The sequence below is a fragment of the Novosphingobium sp. BW1 genome, assembly GCF_008107685.1.
Taxonomy (GTDB): Bacteria; Pseudomonadota; Alphaproteobacteria; order Sphingomonadales; family Sphingomonadaceae; genus Novosphingobium.
The window spans coordinates 128,120-150,352 of sequence record NZ_VIRF01000089.1 but is presented as its reverse complement, the minus strand read 5'-3'; the positions used below and the strand labels follow the sequence as shown (position 1 = coordinate 150,352).

Annotated in this window: 18 protein-coding genes and 1 riboswitch; of the genes, 8 read left to right on the top strand and 10 right to left on the bottom strand. The window is 64.4% G+C overall.

Annotation, left to right across the window (positions count from 1 at the left end; translation table 11 throughout):
• Window positions 1–365 precede the first annotated feature (365 nt).
• The gene (locus FMM79_RS17635) at window positions 366–743 is read right to left on the bottom strand and encodes a hypothetical protein (RefSeq protein WP_148628735.1); all 378 of its coding nucleotides are present in this window, start codon (window positions 741–743) and stop codon (window positions 366–368) included.
• 322 nt (window positions 744–1,065) lie between these two features.
• On the opposite strand from FMM79_RS17635, the gene FMM79_RS17630 reads away from it, so the two are divergent.
• The 4 genes from FMM79_RS17630 (at window position 1,066) to FMM79_RS17615 (ending at window position 6,985) form a co-directional block, all read left to right on the top strand.
• The gene (locus FMM79_RS17630) at window positions 1,066–2,688 is read left to right on the top strand and encodes a hypothetical protein (RefSeq protein ID WP_148628734.1); all 1,623 of its coding nucleotides are present in this window, start codon (window positions 1,066–1,068) and stop codon (window positions 2,686–2,688) included.
• A gap of 91 nt (window positions 2,689–2,779) precedes the next feature.
• Window positions 2,780–5,467 (top strand): TonB-dependent receptor domain-containing protein, encoded by a 2,688-nt coding sequence (locus FMM79_RS17625; RefSeq protein ID WP_148628733.1) that lies wholly within the window; start codon window positions 2,780–2,782, stop codon window positions 5,465–5,467.
• A 157-nt stretch (window positions 5,468–5,624) separates the two neighbouring features.
• A riboswitch (yybP-ykoY riboswitch) is annotated at window positions 5,625–5,775 on the top strand.
• Between the two features lie 100 nt (window positions 5,776–5,875).
• Window positions 5,876–6,451, top strand: coding sequence for a TMEM165/GDT1 family protein (locus tag FMM79_RS17620; RefSeq protein ID WP_148628760.1), 576 nt, complete (start codon window positions 5,876–5,878; stop codon window positions 6,449–6,451).
• A gap of 69 nt (window positions 6,452–6,520) precedes the next feature.
• On the top strand, window positions 6,521–6,985 hold the full coding sequence (locus tag FMM79_RS17615) for a pyridoxamine 5'-phosphate oxidase family protein (protein ID WP_148628732.1): 465 nt from the start codon (window positions 6,521–6,523) through the stop codon (window positions 6,983–6,985).
• A gap of 31 nt (window positions 6,986–7,016) precedes the next feature.
• Here FMM79_RS17615 and FMM79_RS17610 read toward each other — a convergent pair whose 3' ends face one another.
• Window positions 7,017–7,691, bottom strand: a complete 675-nt coding sequence (locus FMM79_RS17610) for a response regulator transcription factor (RefSeq protein ID WP_148628731.1) — start codon at window positions 7,689–7,691, stop codon at window positions 7,017–7,019.
• Between the two features lie 193 nt (window positions 7,692–7,884).
• Here FMM79_RS17610 and FMM79_RS17605 point away from each other — a divergent pair, with 193 nt between their 5' ends.
• Together FMM79_RS17605 and FMM79_RS17600 are read left to right on the top strand one after the other, a co-directional pair.
• Window positions 7,885–8,808 (top strand): UDP-2,3-diacylglucosamine diphosphatase, encoded by a 924-nt coding sequence (locus FMM79_RS17605; protein WP_148628730.1) that lies wholly within the window; start codon window positions 7,885–7,887, stop codon window positions 8,806–8,808.
• On the top strand, window positions 8,805–9,878 hold the full coding sequence (locus FMM79_RS17600) for a glycosyltransferase family 1 protein (protein WP_148628729.1): 1,074 nt from the start codon (window positions 8,805–8,807) through the stop codon (window positions 9,876–9,878). The genes FMM79_RS17605 and FMM79_RS17600 overlap by 4 nt, the downstream gene beginning before the upstream one ends.
• A gap of 78 nt (window positions 9,879–9,956) precedes the next feature.
• Here FMM79_RS17600 and phoB read toward each other — a convergent pair whose 3' ends face one another.
• From phoB to FMM79_RS17560, 8 genes are all read right to left on the bottom strand, one after another.
• The gene (gene phoB, locus FMM79_RS17595) at window positions 9,957–10,643 is read right to left on the bottom strand and encodes a phosphate regulon transcriptional regulator PhoB (protein ID WP_148628728.1); all 687 of its coding nucleotides are present in this window, start codon (window positions 10,641–10,643) and stop codon (window positions 9,957–9,959) included.
• A 59-nt stretch (window positions 10,644–10,702) separates the two neighbouring features.
• Window positions 10,703–11,398 carry a phosphate signaling complex protein PhoU gene (phoU, locus tag FMM79_RS17590; protein ID WP_148628727.1) on the bottom strand — a complete coding sequence of 232 codons (696 nt, stop codon included), beginning with the start codon at window positions 11,396–11,398 and terminating at the stop codon, window positions 10,703–10,705.
• A gap of 57 nt (window positions 11,399–11,455) precedes the next feature.
• On the bottom strand, window positions 11,456–12,217 hold the full coding sequence (gene pstB, locus FMM79_RS17585; RefSeq protein WP_039388185.1) for a phosphate ABC transporter ATP-binding protein PstB: 762 nt from the start codon (window positions 12,215–12,217) through the stop codon (window positions 11,456–11,458).
• A gap of 4 nt (window positions 12,218–12,221) precedes the next feature.
• A complete protein-coding gene (gene pstA / locus FMM79_RS17580; RefSeq protein ID WP_148628726.1) occupies window positions 12,222–13,109 on the bottom strand; it encodes a phosphate ABC transporter permease PstA in 888 nt (295 codons plus the stop codon).
• Window positions 13,102–14,475: a phosphate ABC transporter permease subunit PstC gene (gene pstC, locus FMM79_RS17575; protein WP_148628725.1), complete on the bottom strand. Its 1,374-nt coding sequence runs from the start codon at window positions 14,473–14,475 to the stop codon at window positions 13,102–13,104. The genes pstA and pstC overlap by 8 nt, the downstream gene beginning before the upstream one ends.
• A 19-nt stretch (window positions 14,476–14,494) precedes the next feature.
• A complete protein-coding gene (locus FMM79_RS17570) occupies window positions 14,495–15,541 on the bottom strand; it encodes a substrate-binding domain-containing protein (protein ID WP_148628724.1) in 1,047 nt (348 codons plus the stop codon).
• A 331-nt stretch (window positions 15,542–15,872) separates the two neighbouring features.
• Complete coding sequence (locus FMM79_RS17565; protein ID WP_148628723.1) at window positions 15,873–17,309, bottom strand: OprO/OprP family phosphate-selective porin; 1,437 nt, start codon at window positions 17,307–17,309, stop codon at window positions 15,873–15,875.
• 152 nt (window positions 17,310–17,461) lie between these two features.
• Window positions 17,462–18,448, bottom strand: coding sequence for a cell wall metabolism sensor histidine kinase WalK (locus tag FMM79_RS17560; RefSeq protein WP_148628759.1), 987 nt, complete (start codon window positions 18,446–18,448; stop codon window positions 17,462–17,464).
• Between the two features lie 359 nt (window positions 18,449–18,807).
• Here FMM79_RS17560 and zwf point away from each other — a divergent pair, with 359 nt between their 5' ends.
• Entirely contained in the window at window positions 18,808–20,250 is a 1,443-nt protein-coding gene (zwf, locus tag FMM79_RS17555) for a glucose-6-phosphate dehydrogenase (protein WP_148628722.1), read from the top strand.
• 117 nt (window positions 20,251–20,367) lie between these two features.
• The gene (gene edd, locus FMM79_RS17550) at window positions 20,368–22,197 is read left to right on the top strand and encodes a phosphogluconate dehydratase (protein WP_148628721.1); all 1,830 of its coding nucleotides are present in this window, start codon (window positions 20,368–20,370) and stop codon (window positions 22,195–22,197) included.
• Window positions 22,198–22,233: the final 36 nt, after the last annotated feature.

Below are 22,233 nucleotides of genomic sequence, written 5' to 3'. Positions count from 1 at the left end.
TTCGAGCCGCTTGGTGTCCGGTCCTGTAACCTCAATCTGGATGCCCGTTCGCATGCGCCATCTTCGCATGTCCCCCCGTTCAAGGGAATCCCGAAAACGGAATCATCTGTTCCGATCAATCCACTAGATGGTGCCAGCGCGACCCGAAAGGCGACCATCCGAGGTAGGGCATCAGGGGGTAGGAACGGGGCTAGAAGGGATGAGCGGGCCAGCCCCGGCCACATCGGGGAGCCAGGTGCAAATTGATCTCACGCGCGCGCACCTGATCGGAAACGGAAGAGCACACAGACAAGGAACCACCCAAGTTTAATGACGCGCGCGCATGACAGGGAGTGGGCCCGGTTCCCGAAAAGGAAGGCGAAACCTCAGAGCATGGCGAGCGTGCGCTGTGCGTCGAGTCCTTCGCGCTTGGCGGTGCGGGCGATGTAGCGCGAATCGATCCACTTGCCGCTGCCGGTTTCGAGGTCGTAGCGCTCGTCACTGACAATGGCTGCATCGTAGGCCTTGCGCGCTTCGTGAACACGGCCAAGGCGGGTGTAAGCGGCACCCAGGTTGATCAGGAGGGCAGGGTCCTCTCCACATACCTCGCGCGCGGCCAGCAACTTCGCGAGCGCCGCCTGATCCTGCCCCGCCACGAGTTCAGCATAGGCGACGTCCTGCGATTCGGCGCGCGGCAGTTCGACTGTGAGCGAAAGGGCGGACTGGCCAGCAAGGAGAGCCAGGGCTGCGGCGGTCAAGGACATCTGTTTTTCTCCCTCGAGTTCATCAATGCAGCCGATTGTGCGCGAAAAGCCACAACCCTCAAGCAAAATGACAAGAGTGTCATAAAACTGCAATCTCAGCGTGAACACCGCAGAAATACGTGAGTCGCTGCAAGCGTTTTTTCGCCCCTGCCCGCCTTGACACATGGCCGTCACACCCCAGTCAGAAAAGTCCATATTTCTGTCATGGCAACGCCAACAAATTGTCACCCCCGGCTCCTACGACGCCGCCAACGATGGCGGGCCCGCCGCGATCGTCGAATTTGATCCACTCGATCGAAACCGATCCAACGGGGGAATACACGTGAAGAAATTCTCTGGCCTGATGCTCCTGGGCTGCAGCGCTCTCGCACTTGCGGGCTGCGGGGCCGATGACATTGCCTCGCCCGGCGCCGGAAGCGTCGTGGTCAACAACGGCGGCGGCACGCCCACGCCGACGCCCACACCGACCACCGGCATCATCGAAGCGGCGGCCGAATGCCCCACCTTCAACGCCACCGGTGGCCTGTCGAACGACGGCACCATCGAAGACCCGAACGGCAACTCCTGGCGCATTTGCACCCTGCCCGCGCTGGTCGATGCGAGCTCCAGCCTGCCCAACGAGGCGGGCGTTCTCTACCGCATCAACGGCCGCGTGGACGTGGGCTGCGATGGCGGTTTCTCGGTCCCGACTTCGGGTTCGCCCTACACCACCACCACCGCCTCGTGCCTCAACGCCGGTATCTCGAACCTGACATCGGACACCTCGGTTGAGCTGACCATCGATCCGGGCGTCATCGTTTACGCCGAGAACGCCGCCGATCCGGCCTGGCTCGCGGTCAACCGCGGCAACACCATCCAGGCCAACGGCACGGCCTCCTCGCCGATCGTCTTCACCAGCCGCCAGAACGTGGTCGGCTCGGCCACCGACAGCTCGGATCGCCAGTGGGGCGGCATTGTGCTGCTCGGCCGCGGCATCATCACCGACTGCACCGCAGGCGGCAGCGTCGCCACGCAGGACTGCCAGCGCGAGACCGAAGGCGCAGCGACCCCCGCCACCTTCGGCGGCCGCAATAACGGCTACAGCGCCGGTTCGATGCGCTACGTGCAGATCCGCTATTCGGGCTACAACCTCGCGCCCGACGCCGAACTTCAGTCGCTCACCGGCGGTGGCCTGGGCACAGGCACCACGCTCGACTACATCCAGACCGTCAACAGCTCGGATGACGGATCGGAGTTCTTCGGCGGCGCGGTCAACATGAAGCACTACATCGCGGTCAACGCCGACGATGACAGCCTCGACACCGACACCGGCCTCAAGGGGAACTTCCAGTACCTGCTGCTGCTCCAGCGTGCAGGCGCCGGCGATGCCTTCTTCGAGATCGACTCGAACAACAACATCAACTCCGATCCGGCCGACCGTCAGCAGTCGACATTCGCCAACTTTACCGCGATCCAGTCGGGCAACCGTCCGGACAATTCGGACGAAGCCAGCATCCTGGTGCGCGGCGATGCGGACATCAACTTCGTCAACGGCATCATCAACACGCCGAGCAACGAGTGCATCCGCATCGATGGCCGCACCGCCACCGGTTCGGCCACCTTCACCGCCAACTCGGTCGTGATGACCTGCGGTGACACCGGTCCGTTCCTGAGTACGGGTAGCCAGTACTCGGGTACGAACACCGCCGAGGACATGTTCAACGCGGGCACCAACAACAATGCCTCGATCACCTCGACGCTGACCAGCACCTTCGTCAATGGCTCGAACGAGAACGGTGTCATGGCCTACGCCAACATCGCCGACTTCTCGAGCTTCTTCGACGTGGTCGACTACATCGGTGCCGTGCGTGATGCCAACGACACCTGGTACCGAGGCTGGACTTGCGACAACGCCACCGCCGACTTCGGCACCGGCAGCCTTTGCACCGGCCTTCCGGTCGCCTGAACGGCCACCCGTTGAACGGGGAAAGGGGCGGTCTGTCGGACCGCCCCTTTCGCTGATCCGAATTTACGAGTTTCTGAGGGGGAACCTTCCCATGACCAAGTCGCCGCTCGTCCCGCTCCTGCTTCTCTCCACGGTGATGACACCGGGTATCGCGCAAGCGCAGGACAGCGATACAACGCCTGAAACCCTTGCCGCTCCCGCCGAGACTGCGCAGGACGAAGCCGAAAACGATGGCCCCGACGTCTCGATCCCGGGCGGCGCGATCATCGTGACCGGCCGGCGCACCGTCAACGTGGAGCGTTCCGCAACCGAGGTTCTCTCGGTTCTCTCCAGCGAGGACATTGCGCGCACCGGCGAAGGCGACATTGCCGGCGCGCTTGGCCATGTGACCGGCCTTTCGGTCGTGGGCAACGGCTATGTCTACGTGCGTGGCCTGGGCGACCGCTACTCGCTCGCGCTGCTCAACGGCTCGCCTCTTCCCAGCCCCGAACCGCTCAAGCGCGTGGTTCCCCTCGACCTCTTCCCGACCAGCGTCGTGGCCTCCTCGATGGTGCAGAAGAGCTACTCGGTGAACTTCCCGGGTGAGTTTGGCGGCGGCGTGATCAACCTGACTACCCAGGCCGTCCCCGAGGAAAGCTTCCTCAAGATCGGCGGCGGCATCGGCTGGGACAGCGAGACCACCAACAAGCTGAGCTATTCCTACTACGGCTCCAAGACCGACTGGACAGGCTACGACAACGGCCTGCGCCGCGTGCCTCATGACATGCAGGCGCTGTTCGACAGCAATCTGGCCCTTAACCCTACCAGCGAGCTGGCCGACGATATCGGCTCGATCCTGTTCACGCCGCGCAACTCAGTAATCCAGACCATCGAGAACACGCAGCCCAATTTCAGCGCCGATCTTTCGGCGGGCACCTCCTTCGATCTGGGCGGGGCGACGCTGGGCGTGATCGCGACGGCGGGCTACTCGAACACAACGCAGACCCGCCAGGCGCTGCGCCAGTCGACCCAACTTCTCTCGGGCGCCTACGAAGACCGCGATCAGGACGGCACCACCGTCCAGAGCGACAACCGCGTGATCGTCAACGGCCTCCTTGGCCTTGGCCTTGAATGGGGTGAAAACTCGATCCGCTGGACCAACGTCTATATCCACGATACCGACAAGTACGCGGCCCTCGCCTCCTTCAAGCAGCCCCAGCAGAACGATGACTGGGACTTCATGGAGCAGAGCACCGGCTGGTACGAACGCCAGCTGATCGACAGCCAGTTCACCGGCGAATTCAAGCCCACCGACGACACCACGATCGACCTGCGCGCCGGTTACGCCAACTCCAAGCGCATCGCGCCCTACGAGATCGTCTCGCGCTACATCCGCCGCAACACCGGCGATGGCGGCGTGGGTGACCTGTTCACCAACGCCCTGGGAAGCGGCACGGGTTCGGCACCGACCTCGATCTCCTTCTCGCGCCTCAACGAAGACGTTTGGTCGGCGGGTGCCGATGTCAGCCATCGCTTCTCGACCAACTGGTCGGGCACTGTCGGCTATGCCTACCAGATCAACTCGCGCGAAAGCCGCCAGCGCCAGTTCCTCGTCATTGCCAACGGCGATTCCGAACTGATCGAAGCGCTCGGCACCGCGCGTCTCGACGTGCTGCTCCAGACGGGCCAATGGTACCTCGACCGCACCGGGCTCGACTATGACCTGCAGCTGCAGGACCCGACCGCGCCTTACGCCAACTACCGCGCACGCCTGCTCAACCATGCCTTCTACGCCAAGGTCGACGGCACGCTGGCCTATGGCCTCACCCTCGATGCCGGTGTGCGCTGGGAGTGGGCCAAGGAGCAGTCGCTGCTGGTCCCGGTCGAAGGGGTGGCCGAAAGCGGCGTGACGTTGAAGAACGAGTACTTCCTGCCGGCGGCCACGCTGACTTACGAGATCGATCCCGAGATGCAGATCCGCATCAACGGCTCGAAGACCATCGCGCGGCCCCAATTCCGCGAGCTGATCTTCCAGAACTTCTTCGATCCGGAAACCAACCGCACCTACCAGGGCAACCCGCAGTTGATTGACAGCCAGCTCTACAACGCCGAAGCGCGCTGGGAGTGGTACTTCAACCGCGACGAACATGTCTCGCTGGGCGGCTTCTACAAGCACATCAAGAACCCGATCGAGAGCTACCTGCTCTACTCGAACGGCTACTTCACCCGCTACGCCAACGCACCGAGCGCGGACCTCTATGGTGCGGAAGTCGAACTGCAGAAGTACTTCGACCTCTACAACCTGGGCTCGTTCTTCGAGACCCGCCGCATCGCCGTCAACGCGAACTACACCTACACCAAGTCGCAGCTCAACGTGACCGCCGATGACGTGACCAATGTCAACGGCTTCCTCTCGGCCGCAACCAACTACTTCGTTGACGGCGCGCCGCTGACAGGCCAGTCCAAGCACATCGCCAACCTGCAGTTCGGCCTGGAAGACACTGACAGCCTCTCGCAGCAGACGATCATGCTCAATTACGCCTCCAAGCGCGTGACCAGCCGCGGCGTCAACGGCACCATCCGCCAGCCCGACATCTTCGAGCACCCCGGCTTCACAATCGACGTGATCGTGCGCCAGGGCATCATGATCGGGGCGAGCGAACTGGAACTGAAGTTCGAGGGCCGCAACCTCACCGGCCGTGCGCACAAGGAATACCAGAGCTTCGAGGACGGCGACGTCCAGTTCAACACCTACGCTCTGGGCCGGGTGTTCAAGGCGTCGGCCTCGATCAAGTTCTGACCTGATCATTTCATGCGAACACGCCGGGAAGCCCCCTTCCCCCGCGTGACCTCACAGCCCGGCCGCCACGATGCGGCCGGGCTCTTTTTTGGTTTACCGCCCTTCGAACATCGCCTGCACGCCCATCTTGCGCCGAAGTGGTCGCACGGCTAGGCGGCAGGTTCGTCACACGGGGAGTAGCCGCCTGCCATCGCACCCCTGCTTCGGGCACGGGTTCCGGCAGGCCCTGTCGTCAACATACTTGGCCGAGAGGCCATGGCGCACAGGAGATCGCGCGGAATGGCCCAAGGGCCTGCCCATTGCGCTTCGGGCAAGACCAGAGACGCCGGACGCCATCGCCTGGCCGGGCGGGGGCCTATGGCCTCTTTGCGTTCACTGCCCGCCCGGCCCGGATAGAAATTCGACATGATGGAAGCCTTTCTCACCTCGAGCGCGGTCGTTGCGCTCGCCGAAGTCGGCGACAAGACGCAGCTGCTCGCAATCGTGCTCGCCACCCGCTTCAAGAAGCCCTGGCCCATCGTGGCGGGCATTCTGGTGGCGACGCTCGCCAACCATTTCCTGGCCGCGCTCGTGGGCGAACAGGCCGCTGCGTTCCTCGATGGCCTGTGGTTCCGCTACCTTGTCGCCGCCAGCTTCATCGTCATGGGGCTGTGGACGCTGATCCCCGACAAGTTCGACGAGGACGACGAGCCCAAGCCGGGCCGCTTCGGGCCGTTCCTGGCCACCGTGATCGCGTTCTTCCTCGTCGAGATGGGCGACAAGACCCAGATCGCGACGGTGGCGCTCGCCGCCCGCTTCGAGAGTGTCGTCCCGGTCATGCTGGGCACGACGCTGGGCATGATGATCGCCAATGCGCCTGCCGTGTTCCTGGGCAATGCCCTCATCGAACGCGTCCCTATGCGCGTGGTCCATGTGATCGCGGCGCTGCTATTCGTGGCCATCGGCCTGTGGCTCCTCGTCCAGACCGCCGGCTGGGTCGGCTGACCCCTTTGTCGGAACGCATGGCGCCTCCCTCGCGTTGAGGTTTCAAACACCAACACGAGGAGACACACCATGGACGACAAGGTTCAGCACACCTTCTGGAAGGCCTTTGCCGACAGCCCCTTCATCATGATGAAGCTGTCCGATGCGCCCGGCCACGCCGAGCCGATGACAGCGATGCTCGACAAGGAGGCGACGCATTCGATCTGGTTCTTCGCGCGCCGCTCCAACCGCATCGCGGGCGGCGGCAAGGCGATGGGCCAGGCCATGACCAAGGGCCACGACGTCTTCGCCTGCCTGTCGGGCACCCTCACCGAGGACACCAGCGTCACGCGGCGCGGAGACCTCTGGAATAACGCGGTCGAGGCCTGGTTTCCCGAAGGTAAGGACGATCCCGATGTCGTCATGCTGCGCTTCGACATTGCTGATGGCGAAGTGTGGACCGCCGACATGGGTCTGAAGCAGGTCTACAAGCTCATCACCGGCAAGCCGATCCACGCGAAGAACGCGGGCGAGCACGCGGTGGGTGCGGTCTGACAGCCTGACGGGCGCGTGACGGCGCAGCCGTTCAGGCCGCGTCGAACACGTAGCCGAGCGAGCGCACGGTGCGCAGCGGATTGCCCGCCCCCACGCCCTTGAGCGCGCGGCGCAAGCGACCGATCCACACGTCCACGGTGCGCTCGTCGACTGGCGGCTCCTGCTTGCCGAGCGCCGCGATCAACTGTGCACGGGTAAAAACCCGCCCCGGATGCTCGATGAAGTAGCGGAGGAGACGCAACTCGTTGGGCATGAGAGAAATCGGCTTGCCCTGCCAGCGCGCCTGGAAGGCCGCGACATCGACGGTCAGATCGCCTTGAGCAACGGTCCGGATTCCAGTGGCGTCATGATCACTGACGTTGGCCCCCAGCACCCGGTCAAGCAGCGCGTTGCGCACGAGTGGGCCGACCATGTAGTCATCCGCCCCCATGCGCAGCGCGCGCTTGCGATCCTCGACATTATCCTCTTCGAGCACCATCGTCACATGCGCATGCGCAGTCAGCCCATCGGCGCGCAGGCGGCGGCACAGCTCCAGGCCCGACATCTCGGGGAGCACCCAATCCACGAAGACCCACAACGCGCCCTCGATCAGCGGCAGTTCGCCATAGTCTGTCCAGCGGTGCAGCACCACGTCGAAATCGTCGTGACGAAACGGCGCGTAGCCGCCTGCGAGTTCGCTGGCCAACAGGATATCAATACGCCGCATTGGCCCCTTTTCCCCTAAGGTTCCGCGGCTACTTGCAGGCGAAGTGTGACGGACAGGTGACAAATCGGCGACGTCCGCGCGAATTTGGCACACAGGTACAGATTGTCACACAAGTGCCGCCCAACCGTCACGCCCACGCAACCCCGTCATGGCAGTCCACAGGGACACGCTGGAGCAACCGGGGAGGCCACGCATGGCCAAGGACGTGGACGCACTTTTCGAGATGGCAGGCAAGATCCCCGAGTGGCTCGACCTGCCAGACCCCAAGGGCTTTCGTCCCAAGCGCAAGTACGAAACCATCTGGATTTCCGACGTGCACCTGGGCACGCGCGGATGCAACGCGGACATGCTTGTCGATTTCCTGCGCTCGGTCGAGTGCCGCACGCTCTACCTGGTGGGCGACATCGTCGATGGCTGGCGCCTGCGCAAGAACTGGTACTGGACCGACGCCCACAACGAAGTGATCCGCCGCATCCTCAAGATGGCCCACCGCGGCACGCGCGTGGTCTTCATTGCGGGCAACCACGACGAGATGCTGCGCGACTACGCCGGTCTCACCTTCGGCGGGGTCGAACTGGTCATGGAAGCGATCCACGAGACCCGCGACGGTCGGCGCCTCCTTGTCACCCACGGCGATGCCTATGACGGCGTTGTCCTTTACCACAAGTGGCTCGCCTACCTTGGCGACCAGGCCTACGGGCTGCTGCTGCGCGCGAACATCGTCTTCAACGCGGTGCGCCGCCGTCTCAAGATGCCCTACTGGTCACTCTCGGCCTATATGAAAAAGCGCGTGAAGAATGCGGTGGCCTATATCTCCTCGTTCGAGGAGGCGGTTGCCTCCGAAGCCACCCAGCGCGGTTTCGACGGCGTTGTCTGCGGCCACATCCACTGCGCCGAGATCCGCGAATTCGGCGGCATCACCTACTACAACGACGGCGACTGGGTGGAGAGCTGCACTGCGCTGGTGGAAGATTTCACCGGCACAATCTCCATCGTTGACTGGGTCGCCGAGACGGGCGGACGCACCGCACCTGCCGCCGCCCCGGAACACACACCCCATGGCGCCGAGCAGCCCGCCCCCCTGCCCGCCCCCACGGCAACCGGAGCCCTTGCATGAGACTGGTCCTTGCAACCGATGCCTGGCTACCGCAGGTCAACGGTGTCGTCCGATCCTTGTGCGCCACGCTTGAGGAACTGACGGCCCGTGGCCACAGCGTCGAGATGGTCACCCCCGACAAGTTCCTGACCGTCCCCATGCCCGGCTATGCCGAAATCCGGCTGGCGATGGCCCCGCGCTTCGGCGTACGGCGCATGCTCGATGCCGCTCAGCCCGAACTCGTCCACATCGCCACCGAAGGCCCCATTGGCTGGTCCGCGCGCGGCTGGTGCCTCTCACGCGGGGTCCCCTTCACGAGCGCCTTCCACACCCGCTTTCCAGAGTATGCCGCGGTGCGCACCGGGATCAGCGCCGAGCGTTTCTGGCCGATCATGCAGCGCTTCCACGCACCTTCAAGCGGGGTCCTCGTCTCGACTCGCAGCTTCGCGCGCGAACTTGCGGGACGCGGGATCGCCAAGACCATGCCCTGGAGCCGAGGCATCGACCATGACCTGTTCCGCCCGGAAGGTTCGCGCCACCCCTTGATGGCCAAGCTGCCGGGCCCGATCCTTCTCAACGTCGGTCGCGTCGCACCTGAGAAGAACCTGGAAGCCTTCCTCGACGCCGACGTTCCGGGCAGCAAGGTCGTGGTAGGCGATGGTCCTGCGCTCGAAAGCCTCAAACGCCGCTATCCCGGCGCGCACTTCCTCGCCCCTATGCGCGGCGAGGAACTGGCGAGCGCCTACCGCGCGGCCGACTGCTTCGTCTTCCCCAGCCGCACTGACACCTTCGGCCTCGTCGTGATCGAAGCCCTCGCCTGCGGCGTACCCGTGGCCGCCTATCCGGTGACCGGCCCGATCGACATCCTGGGCGAAGACGGGTGCGGCGTGGACCTTCCGGTCGTCTGCCCGGCAGGCGTGCTCGACACCGACCTTGCGCGGGCCATCGAGGGCGCACTGACCATCCCGCGCGAAGATGCCGCGACATTGGGCAGCCTCTATTCCTGGGAGCGCGCGACGGACCAGTTCGTGACCGCCATCACCCGCGCCGTCGAGGCGGCTGAGGACGGCCACGCGCACGAAGCGGCCTGAGAGGCGCCCTTTACCGCCCCTGCCGTCCCCCTTGCCTGAAATGAAAACGCCGGGAGCCTTTCGACCCCCGGCGGATATTCAGTTGATGTCCATCGCGTAACCCGCCGCTCGCACCGTGCGGATGGGATCGGCCTCGCCCTCGCGGTTGATCGCCTTGCGCAAGCGGCGGATGTGGACATCCACTGTGCGCTCGTCAATGTCGGAATCCATGCCCCACACCCCATCCAGGATCTGCTGACGCGAGACCACGCGGTTCGGGCGCTCCATAAAGTAGCGCAGCAGACGGAACTCGGTGGGGCCCAGATGCAGCGGCTCACCGCCGCGGCGTACCCTGTGGCTCGTCGCATCAAGCTCGATATCGCCCCATTTCAGGACGTTGCCCGCAAGGCTGGGCCGCGAGCGGCGCAACAACGCCTCGATCCGGGCCATCAGCTCGCGCGGGGAAAAGGGCTTGGTCATATAATCGTCGGCGCCCGTCTTGAGGCCGCGGATCATGTCCTCTTCCTCGCCGCGTGCGGTGACCATGATGACCGGGATCTGCGCGGTTTCCTGGCTCTTGCGCAGCTGGCGGCAGACCTCGATGCCCGGGATCTGCTCGATCATCCAGTCGAGCACGATGGCATCGGGCGCCTGCTCGCGCACCATGACGAGGGCTTCCTCGCCATCGCCCGTGCTACGCACGTCATAGCCTTCGGCGGACAAATTCCAGGTGAGCAGTTCGCACAAGGCGGCATCGTCTTCGACAACAAGGACCGAGGGGTTCATCGGATCTTCCCTAGCTGGGGAGGCACCTGCCCGGCGCCCCGGGATCAGGTTTACAGGATTCAGGCGAAGCCGCCGGTATCGTCGGTCTGGCTGTCGCGCTCGGTGCAGTATTCACCCGTTGCGGCGTAGTAGACCATCTCGGCGACGTTGGTCGCGTGGTCGCCAATGCGCTCGAGGTTGCGCGCGATGAACAACATCTGCGCAGCCACGGTGATGGTGGAGGGGTTCTCCATCATGTGCGTGAGCAGCGAACGGAACAGCGTGTTGTAGAAATGGTCGAGCTTGGCGTCGCGGCGGATGACCTCGACCGCCAGCTGCGCATCGCGCGAACCGTAGGCGTTGAGGACGTCGCGCACCATACCTTCGGCGATCTCGGCCATGGTCGGGACCAGGGTCACGGGATCGATGTTGGCTGCGCGATCGAGCGCGTCGATGCGCTTGGCGATGTTCTTGGCATAGTCGCCGATACGCTCGATCACGCCCGAGATCTTGAGCGCGGCGATAACGTCGCGAAGATCGTCGGCCATGGGCGCGCGCAGCGCGATGGTGCGCACGGCAAGCCGGTCCACCTCGGCCTCGAGCGCGTCGAGCTTGGCGTCGTTGGCGACAACCTCGCGCGCGAGCTCGTCGTCGTGCCGGGTCAGCGCCTTGATCGCGTCCCGGATGGCCACTTCGGCGAGGCCGCCCATTTCGGCTACGAGGCCGCGCAGCTGACCGATCTCGGAATCGAAGGCCTTGACGGTATGATCAACCATACGAATGTCCCTGTTGGCCCGCGCCCCTTTTGTAGGGGTCTAGCGGGACTGAAGCTATCAGCCGTAGCGGCCGGTAATGTAGTCCTTGGTGCGATCCTCACGCGGGGTCGTGAAGATCTCGCTCGTCTCGCCATATTCGACCAGGTGCCCCAGGTGAAAGAAGGCGGTGCGCTGCGACACGCGCGCGGCCTGCTGCATCGAGTGGGTGACGATGACGATGGCGTAGGTGTCCTTGAGCTCGTCGATCAGCTCCTCGATGCGCGCGGTCGCGATCGGGTCGAGCGCGGAGCACGGCTCGTCCATGAGGATAACCTCGGGGCTGACCGCAATGGCGCGCGCGATGCACAGACGCTGCTGCTGGCCGCCCGAAAGCGCGGTCCCTGCATCCGAAAGGCGGTCCTTCACCTCGTCCCACAGGCCCGCCTTGGTCAGCGAGCGTTCGACGATCTCGTCCATCTGCGCCTTGCCCTGTGCAAGTCCGTGGATGCGCGGCCCGTAGGCGATGTTCTCGTAGATCGACTTGGGAAACGGGTTGGGCTTCTGGAAGACCATCCCCACGCGCGCGCGCAGGGCCACCGGGTCCATCGAGGCCGCGTAGATGTCCTCGCCGTCGAGCAGAATCTCCCCCGTCACCTTCGCGCCGGCGATGGTGTCGTTCATGCGGTTGAGCGAGCGCAGAAAGGTGGACTTGCCACACCCCGAAGGGCCGATGAAGGCGGTGACGATGCCGTTGTCGATGTCGATCGAGACGTTGTCGATCGCCTTTTTCTCGCCGTAGAAGACGTCGACGTTGCGGGCAATAAGCTTGGGTTCGGTCATAATTCTACCAGCGGACCTCGAATTTGTTTCGAAGGTATATGGCCAGGCCATTCATCGCCAGCAGGAAGACCAGCAGGACAATGATGGCGGCCGAGGTGTTCTGGACAAAGCCCTTGTCGATCTCGTCCGACCACAGGAAAATCTGCATCGGGAGCACGCTCGAAGGGTCAGTGACGCCGCCCGGAGGGGTGGCGACGAAGGCGCGCATGCCGATCATCAGCAGCGGCGCGGTTTCCCCCAGCGCGCGGGCCATGCCGATGATCGTGCCGGTGAGAATGCCCGGAAGAGCCAGCGGCAGCACGTGATGGAAAGTCGTCTGCACCTTGCTCGCCCCGATGCCGTAAGCGGCCTCGCGGATCGAAGGCGGAACGGCCTTGATCGCGTTGCGGCCGGAAATGACGATGACCGGCATCGTCATGAGCGCAAGCGTCAGGCCGCCAACCATCGGCGAGGAACGCGGCAGGTGCAGCGTGTTGATGAAGACGGCAAGGCCCAACAGGCCGAAGATGATCGAGGGTACCGCGGCCAGGTTGTTGATCGAGACCTCGACGATATCGACCCACTTGTTCTTGGGCGCGAACTCCTCAAGGTAGATCGCGGCGAGCACGCCCATCGGGAAGGCGATGAGCAGTGTCACCAGCATGGTGAGGAGCGAGCCCTTGGCCGCGCCCCACACACCCGCGATGTCCGGGCTTGTGGAGTCCGCACCCGAAAGGAAGGACCAGTCGAGACCGCCCAGCCCGTTCTTGAGCATGATGACGAGTAGCAGCGCCAGGAACGCGACCGAGAGCACGATGGCGCCAAGGCCCATTGCCTTGAACCGTCGTTCGGACGCGTGCCGCTTCGCAAGACGCCTGCGCGCCTCGGGCGAGTGCCAGGTTGGATTACTCATAAGCTTCCCGGAACCGCTTCACCACGCGTAGCGCGATGATGTTGAGGACGAGGGTGACGATGAACAGAATCAGGCCCAGCGCGAAGGCCGACAGGGTCTTGGGGCTGTTGAATTCCTGGTCGCCCGTCAGGAGCTGGACGATCTGGAAGGTGACCGTGGTCATCGAATCGAGGGGGTTGGCCGAAAGGTTGGCCGCGGCGCCCGCAGCCATGACGACAATCATCGTCTCGCCGATGGCGCGGCTGATCGCCAGCATGACGCCCGCAACGATGCCCGGAAGCGCGGCAGGCAGCAGCACCTTCTTGATGGTCTCGGAACGGGTTGCGCCTAGCGCCAGCGAGCCGTCGCTCATCGCGCGCGGCACGGCGGCAAGCGCATCGTCAGCCATCGAGGACACGAAGGGAATGATCATCACCCCCATGACGAGACCGGCGGCCAGCGCGCTTTCGGTCGACGGATTGTTCGCCCCCATCGAGGCGGCGAAGTCGCGGATCATCGGCGCCACCGTCAGCGCGGCAAAGTAGCCGTAGACGACAGTCGGGATGCCGGCGAGGATCTCGAGGATGGGCTTGAGCCACTTGCGCACGCGGCGCGAGGCGTACTGCGTGAGGTAAACCGCGCTCATCAGGCCAAGCGGAATGGCGACAGCCATGGCAATGATCGCGCCGATGTAGATCGTGCCCCAGAACAGCGGGACCGCACCGAAGTTCTCGTCGATATCGGCCCCCATCGCGTTGCCCGGCGACCAGTGGGTGCCGGTGAGAAACGCGATCGGGGAGACGTCCTTGAAGAACAGCCCGGCCTCGAACACCAGCGAGGCGACGATGCCGAAGGTAGTCAGGATCGCCATCAGCGAGGCGAGCAGGAGCACGCCCATGACCACGCGTTCCACCTGGGTGCGCGCCTCGAAGCGCGCGCGAATGCGGGTAAAACCATAAGCGCTGCCGGTGAAGGCGACAATCGTGACCAGAAGCGCGCCGATCAGCGAGAAGCGGGTGATGATCGCGCGCAGCGGCGCGGCAAGGGCCTGCGCCTCGGAGGCAAAGACTGCCGCGCCCGGATCGCTGGCCAGGAGGTAGGCCTGCGAAATGATTGCGCTGCGGTGCATGGCGTTGTCGGGAAGCGCGGCAGCGGCCGGATCGGCCAGCAGCGCGCCTTCGACAAGACCGGGCTGAATGCCCGACCACACGGCCCAGACGACAAGCGCCGGGACCACGATCCACAGCGCCAGGTGCCAGCCATGATAGTTGGGCATCGAGTGCATCGATCCGCGCCCGTGGTAGAGGAGGCGCGCACGCCCCCTCCCCACGAACCAGCCGATGAGGCCCAGGCCCACTACGGCCAGGAGAATTCCTGTCAAAATCATGGCCGGCAGCCGGTCCTTCTTATTTCAGTTCGCTTGGATCGAGGAGAGTGCCCTCGGCGATGACTTTCGCGTTCTTTTCGCGCACGTCATCGGGAGAGATCACCATGCCCTTTGCCTTGAGAATGCCGTCGGGGCCCCAAGCCTTGGGCCAGGCCGCGACGTAGTCGGCAAGGCCCTTGATCGGGGCCATGTGCTGCTTCTTCACGTAGATGTAAAGCGGACGTGCGCCGGGATACGAGAAGTCCGAGATCGAGGCGTAGGTCGGGGTCACGCCTGACATCGGGATGCCCTTCAGCACATCGCCGTTCTCTTCGAGGAACGAATAGCCAAAGATGCCCACGGCCTTCGAATTCTGCGAGATCTTCTGAACGATCAGGTTGTCGTTCTCACCCGCATCGACATAGGGGCCGTCCTCGCGGATCTGGTGGCAGGTCGCCTCATACTTGTCCTTGTCGCTGTCCTTGAGCGCCTTGGTCGCCGCGTCGGTCTTGCAGCCCGCTTCCAGGATCAGCTCCTTAAGCGCATCGCGCGTGCCCGAGGTAGAAGGCGGACCGTAGACGAGGATGGGCATGTCGGGCAGCGCCGGGTTCACATCCTTCCAGGTCTTGGCGGTGTTCGGCTTGCCGAACGGATTGGCGGCGAGCGCCTTGTAGATGTCGGCAGGCGTCAACTCCATGCCCGGGCCGTCCTTGGCCTCGGCGAAGGCGATGCCGTCGATGCCGACCTGGATCTCCATGATCTCGGTGACGCCGTTGGCCTTGCAGGTTTCGTATTCGGACTTCTTCATCCGGCGCGAGGCGTCCTCGACATCGGGGAAGTCGAAGCCGACGCCTTGGCAGAAGAGTTCCATACCTGCGCCGGTCCCGGTCGATTCGATAACCGGCGACTTGCTGCCCGAGCTGCGGGCGAAGTCCTCGGCGACCGCGGTCGCAAAGGGATAGACCGTCGAGGAGCCGACGGCGGTCACGTAGTCGCGCGCACCCGAGGCGCCGCCGCCCGAGCTGCCGCAGGCGCTGAGCGCAAGTACCGAAGCCGCGGCGAGGACGAGAGAACTGATGGATCGCATGAAGATATCCCTTGGTCTGGACGTGCCGACGCCCCTATTGGCCTTGAATGACACTTCCATGACGAAAGCGTGACATTCTTCGGCGGGGCCCGGAATAGGTCGTATCAGGTTCGGTCTAAGTTGGTCTTCCGCGCAGGCGGCACCCGCTCGTGGGCAGGTCCTCCTGATGCGGGTCTAGGGCGTGCCCCTTGGCGATGCAAGCTGCACCGGGCACGCCAAGATCGGGATTTCCTACTCCTTTTGAACAGGAAAACCCGCAAGGCTGGAGCCCGGGAGGCGCAGGCGACGTCGATTGCGACCCGCCGCGCACCTCCCGTCCATCACGGCAGGATCAGAAATCGACCTGCGCGCGCATCGCGATCACGTCCACACCGAAGGAACGGCTACCGTCCGCGGTCTGATAGAACGCGTCGGTGTAGTCGAGGCGCGCGTAGTTGAGCATGAGGCGGGTGTAATCGGTCTGGGTCCAGATCAGCGAGGCCTCGTAGCCCTTCTGGCTGCCCCCCACGATCCCCGCATCGGTGAGGTCGAGATAATCGTAGCGCAAGTTCACCTGGAGCGCGCCGAAGCCCCCCTCGCCCACCGGGCGCGCCGGCTTCACGCGGTCGAACGTCCCGTGCTTGTAGCCGCGGGTATCGCCTTTGGTGAGGAAGTAGCCCACTTCGATGGCCCCACCAAAGAAGGTCGGATCAGCATCGCCCACCGGGCGGGAGACATGCTGCCAGTGGCCTTCGGCGCTGGCGTGGAGGCGTCCGGCAATGACCGCGCTTTCGAGGCCGTAGCCGATCTCCGCGTCGGCCGAGAAGAGCCCGGTGTTGATGTAGCGGGTCGAGGTGAAGTGCTCGAAGGGACGCTGCCGGTAGCGCACGGCCGAGCCCTTTTCGGGCAGCTTGGCGTAATGGTACGAACCGCCCAGGTGCACCTGCGCCGAGCCGATCCTGGGGGCATAGACAACGCGCGCGTCCACGCTGAAGTTCTTGTTGGGCGTATCCTCGGCGTTGTCCGAGAAGATGCCGCCCTGCAGCAGCAGATCGCCGGTGCTGTACTGGGCCGAAATACCGATGCGACGCTCGAAATTGAAGGCGTCGGTATAGGCCGCACGTTCGATGAACGAGGTGTTGAGGCTGCTCGAGAGTTCCTCCAGCCCCTGAAAGGTGTTGTGCTGGCCCGCCTCGATGGTGAGACCACCATCCTGGTAGCTGACGTAAGCGTCGGTGAAGTCCGCAGCACCCGGCGCGAATTCGGTCTCGAACTTGTAACCGAAGCCGCCCGGAATCTTGCCGGTCACGCGCAGACGCGCACGGCGCACTTCGCTACCGAAGCCGTCGCTCGGCCCCAGGCTGTCGGGTGCATCGATGTACCCGGCATCGAGGTTGAGACGCCCGCCCAGCTTGAAAGCCCAGCCATCCGAGGTCGTGACCTCGGGACCGCCCTTGAAGTTGACCTTCACGTCGGGTCCGGCCGCTTTTGCAGGCGCGGCAGAGGCGGTCACAACAGGAGTGGGGGCTGGCGCGGCGTTGCCTGCCAGCGCGGGCGCAGCCGCCGAGGGAGCGATCGCAGGGGCGTCACTGCCCTGTGCGACCTGAGCTTCCAGATCCGCGATACGCGCAGCCATGCGCGCCATCTGCGCACGCATCTCCGCGAGTTCACGCGCAACGGCGCTATCCGCACCTGCCTGCGCGCCATCCGCAGCATAGGCGTCGATGGGGGCACCACCGGCCAGCACAAGTGCAACGGCCGTTGCCGAAATTCCAAGAACTGAACGCAACCCGAGACCTCATTTTGTAACGTCGATGTGTCTGTCCGGCGACGCCAATATGACCAGCAAATGTCACTTTGATGACACGAGCCGGCAACAGAGGGACGAACGCCGAAGCAACGACGCGTTCAAATGCTCAAGTGCTTGTCTTCGTACTTAAATCAATTTTCGCGCAGCGGCAGCATCAGCGACGCGGTCGTGCCCGCGCCGGGACGGCTGTCGATATCGAAACGGCCACGATGACGCTCGACGATGTGCTTGACGATCGAAAGTCCGAGCCCCGTGCCACCCGCCGCGCGGCTGCGACTGTTGTCGGCGCGGTAGAAGCGTTCGGTCACGCGGGGCAGGTGTTCAGGCGCGATACCCTCACCCTCGTCGCGCACCATGACCAACACCCAGCCGGTGCGCGCGACCTCCACCGAGAGGTGCACGGTGCCATCGGCCTTCCCGTACTTGAGCGCATTATCGATGAGATTGCGCAGGACCTGCAGCAATTGCCCCTTGTCCCCTGCAATCACCGCGTGCTCTGCGTTGACGACCAGCTCGATCGTGGCGCTGCTGCGGAATTCCCCGGCAACCTCCTGGGCAAGCTGGGCCATGTCGACGCTGTCCAAAGGTACTTCGTGCTTGACCGCCTCGATGCGCGAGAGCGACATGAGGTCGGAGATCAGGGCCTGCATGCGCTGCGCCTCGTGGCGGATGGTGCCCAGGAAGCGTTCGCGCAGTTCCTCGTTGCCACCCGCCTTGGGATTCATCAGCGTTTCGACGTAGCCGATCACGTTGGCGAGCGGCGTGCGCAGCTCATGGCTGGCATTGGCGACGAAGTCGGCGTGCGACTTGGCCACGCTCACCCGCTCGGAAAGATCGTAGAGACTGACAATCCTGTTACCGCCCGACAGCACCTTGCAGTCTACCTCCCAAACGCTACCCCCGGTGGAAAGCCCCGAGATCCGTGCCGTACCCCCGCTCTCACTGAGGATAGCGGCGACCGCCTTGGGATCGCGGATCGCAATACGCACGTCCTGCCCGACGATGTGCGCGCCCAACAGGTCCTTCGCCGCCGAATTGGCAAATCGCACCTGCCCGCGCGCGATCATGACCGCCGGTGTCTGGAGATTTTCCAGCAGATCCACCCCTTCGATGACCATCAATCGCGTATCCTCAACCTTCATCCACCAGCGGTCCACCCCTGCCCCAGAGGCTATTGCAGTGCCAGGGTTCCCCCCTTACAGCTCCGCAACGGAAACTCCGTCATGCAACGCCGCCGCACGATCAGCAAGCCTTGCTAGAAGCGCAAGACGACAGTCCTATGGCAAGCGGCCAGGCTGTGCAGTGCATCTTGCACATCTGCGCCGCGCGTCGGGCGCAAGCTGCATTCAAAACGGAGCAACTACCTAGCGGATGACATATACCCTTGATATGCTGCGCCTGCGTGGTCCAAAGAGGCCGTGACACAAGATTCAAGATGGCCGGGAGGAGGAGCTCGGCCTCAGGTGGAAAGGCTTACGTGACCAAATTCACTTCTGATCGACTCCTCCTGTTTGGCGCGACGGGCGACCTATCGCGTCGTATGCTCCTGCCCTCGCTCTGCGCGCTTGACGCCGAGGGGCTGCTCGATCCCGACATCCAGATCATCGCCACCGCCCGCTCCGAGATGGACGACCAGGCATTCCGCAACTTCGCGCGCGAATCGCTGGAGCAGTTCCTCGCGCCCGAACGCCGAGGCGGCATGGCGACCTTTCTCAACCGCCTGTTCTACCAGCAGCTCGATGCGAACAACCCGGAAGGCTATAAGGCGCTCGCGGCCAAGGTCGGCGAGCCCAACCAAGGCCTCTCGATCTTCCTTTCAACCGCCCCCAGCCTGTTCGAGCCGACGATCCGCGGCCTGGAACAAAACGGTCTGGCCGGCCCCAACGTGCGCATCGCTCTCGAGAAGCCGCTGGGCATAGACCTGGAATCCAGCAAGGTCATAAACGACGCCGTCGCTTCGGCCTTTCCCGAGGACCGCATCTTCCGGATCGACCACTACCTGGGCAAGGAAACCGTCCAGAACCTGATCGCGCTGCGCTTTGCCAACCTCATGTTCGAGCCGCTGTGGAACGCGGCCCATATCGACCATGTCCAGATCACCGTCTCCGAGACCGTGGGCCTGGAATCACGGGTGGGCTACTACGACGATTCGGGCGCGCTGCGCGACATGGTGCAGAACCACATGCTCCAGCTCCTCGCGCTGGTCGCGATGGAGCCGCCCGTCTCGTACGAAGCGACGACCGTACGCGATGAAAAGGTCAAGGTCCTGCGCTCGCTGCGCCAGATCAAGGCCGAGGAAACCGTGACCGGCCAGTACCGCGCGGGCGCCATCAACGGCGAAGCCGTCCCGGGCTACGACGAGGAACTGGGTAAGCCCTCCGACACCGAAACCTTCGTCGCGATCAAGGCCCACATCGACAACTGGCGCTGGCAGGGCGTGCCCTTCTACATGCGCACCGGCAAGCGCATGCCCAGACGCACGACCGAGGTCGTCGTCCAGTTCCGCGACGTGCCGCACTCGATCTTCTCGGGGCGCGGCGCCCGCACGGTGCCCAATCGACTCGTCATCTCGCTCCAGCCGGACGAGAACATCACGCTCTCGCTCATGGCCAAAATGCCCGGGCTCGACCGTGAGGGCTTCGGCCTGCGCGCGATCCCGCTCGCGATCTCGATGCCCGACGCCTTTGCTGGCCCGCAGCGGCGCATCGCCTACGAACGCCTCTGGCTCGATCTGATCGAAGGCGACCAGACCCTGTTCGTCCGCCGCGATGAAGTGGAGGCCCAGTGGGAGTGGATCGACGCGATCCGCGCCACCTGGGAGGAACACCGCATCGAGCCCAAGACTTATACGGCTGGAAGCTGGGGACCGTCCGCCGCCATCGCCCTTGCCGAGCGCGACGGCGTGACCTGGCACGAATAAGGCCGTCCCGCGGCCTCTCGCGGCCCTTCTTTCGGGCCGTAAACATGAAGATTGCACGCGCACGCGCCGCACCGCTCGGCCGGGCAGGCGGCGTGAAGCGCGATCAGGAGAATACCCATGACCAACCTCTCCCCCGTGGTGGACCGCGTCACCGACCGTATCATCGAACGCTCGAAGGAAAGCCGCGCGGCTTACCTGGAGATGGTACGCGGCGAAGCCGGAAAGCACTCGGACCGCTCGTTCCTGTCCTGCTCGAACCTGGCTCACGGCTTTGCCGCCAGCGGCGAGGACAAGGGTGCGATTGCGGCGATGAGCACGATCAACATCGGCATCGTCACCGCCTTCAACGACATGCTGAGCGCGCACCAGCCCTACGGCCGCTATCCCGAGCAGATGAAGCTGTTCGCGCGAGAAGTGGGCGCCACCGCGCAGGTCGCAGGCGGCGTCCCCGCCATGTGCGATGGGGTAACGCAAGGCTTCGATGGCATGGAGCTCTCGCTCTTCAGCCGTGACACCATCGCGCTCTCGACTTCCATCGCGCTGTCCCATGCAATGTTCGACGGCATGACCCTGCTGGGCATCTGCGACAAGATCGTCCCGGGCCTCGTCATTGGTGCGCTGCGCTTCGGGCATCTGCCGGCTGCTTTCATTCCCTCGGGGCCTATGCCCAGCGGCATCTCCAACAAGGAGAAGCAGAAAACCCGCCAGCTCTACGCCGAGGGCAAAGTCGGCCGCGAGGAACTGCTTGCCAGTGAAAGCGCCAGCTACCACTCGGCCGGCACCTGCACGTTCTACGGCACGGCCAACTCCAACCAGATGATGATGGAGATGATGGGCCTGCACATGCCCGGCGCCGCCTTCGTGCCGCCCAACACGCCGCTGCGCCAGGCCGTGACCCGCGCCGCCACCCAGCGAGTTGCAGCGATGAGCCGCAAGGGCGACGACTACCGCCCGATGGCCGAAGTCGTCGACGAAAAGGCTATCGTCAATGCCATGGTCGGCCTGCTCGCGACGGGTGGCTCGACCAACCACGCCATCCACATTCCCGCGATGGCACGCGCGGCGGGTATCCTTGTTGACTGGCAGGACCTCTCCGAGCTTTCCTCCGCCGTCCCCCTCCTTACTCGCGTCTACCCCAACGGGTCGGGCGACGTGAACCACTTCCACGCCGCAGGCGGCATGGCCTGGGTCGTGCGCGAACTGCTCGACGCAGGACTTGCCCACGAGGACATCCTGACTATCGCGGAGGGCGGCATGCGCGCCTACGCCACCGAGCCGACGATGGACGGCGACCAGCTGACCTGGAAGCCCGCACCGGAAACCTCGGGCGACGACACCATGCTGCGCTCCGCTGCCAATCCCTTCCAGTCCGATGGCGGCATGCGCCTTGTCGAAGGCAACATCGGCCGCGCCACCTTCAAGACCAGCGCGGTCGAGAAGGAGCGCTGGACGATCGAGGCCCCGGCCCGCGTCTTCGACACCCAGGAAGCGGTCACCGCCGCGTTCAAGGCGGGCGAGCTCGACCGCGACGTTGTTGTCGTCGTGCGTTTTCAGGGGCCGCGCGCCAACGGCATGCCCGAACTGCACAAGCTGACCCCGCCGCTCGGCATCTTGCAGGACCGTGGCTACAAGGTTGCGCTGGTGACGGACGGGCGGATGTCCGGCGCCTCGGGCAAGGTTCCCGCCGCGATCCACGTCACCCCCGAAGCCCTGGCGGATGTCGAGGGCAACTGGGGCCCGCTCGCCTATCTCCAGGATGGCGACATCGTGAAGGTCTGCGCCGAGACCGGCGAACTTTCCACTACCGCAGATCTTGCCAGCCGCGCGCCCGCCGAAGCGCCCAAGCCCGCAATGGGCATGGGCCGCGAGCTTTTTGCCATGTTCCGCCTGTCCGCCAGCGGTGCGGAACAGGGCGGTTCGGCCATGCTCCAGGTCGCAGGGCTGTGAGCGCGGCCGGGACGATCGCACGGCCCGAAGCTACGC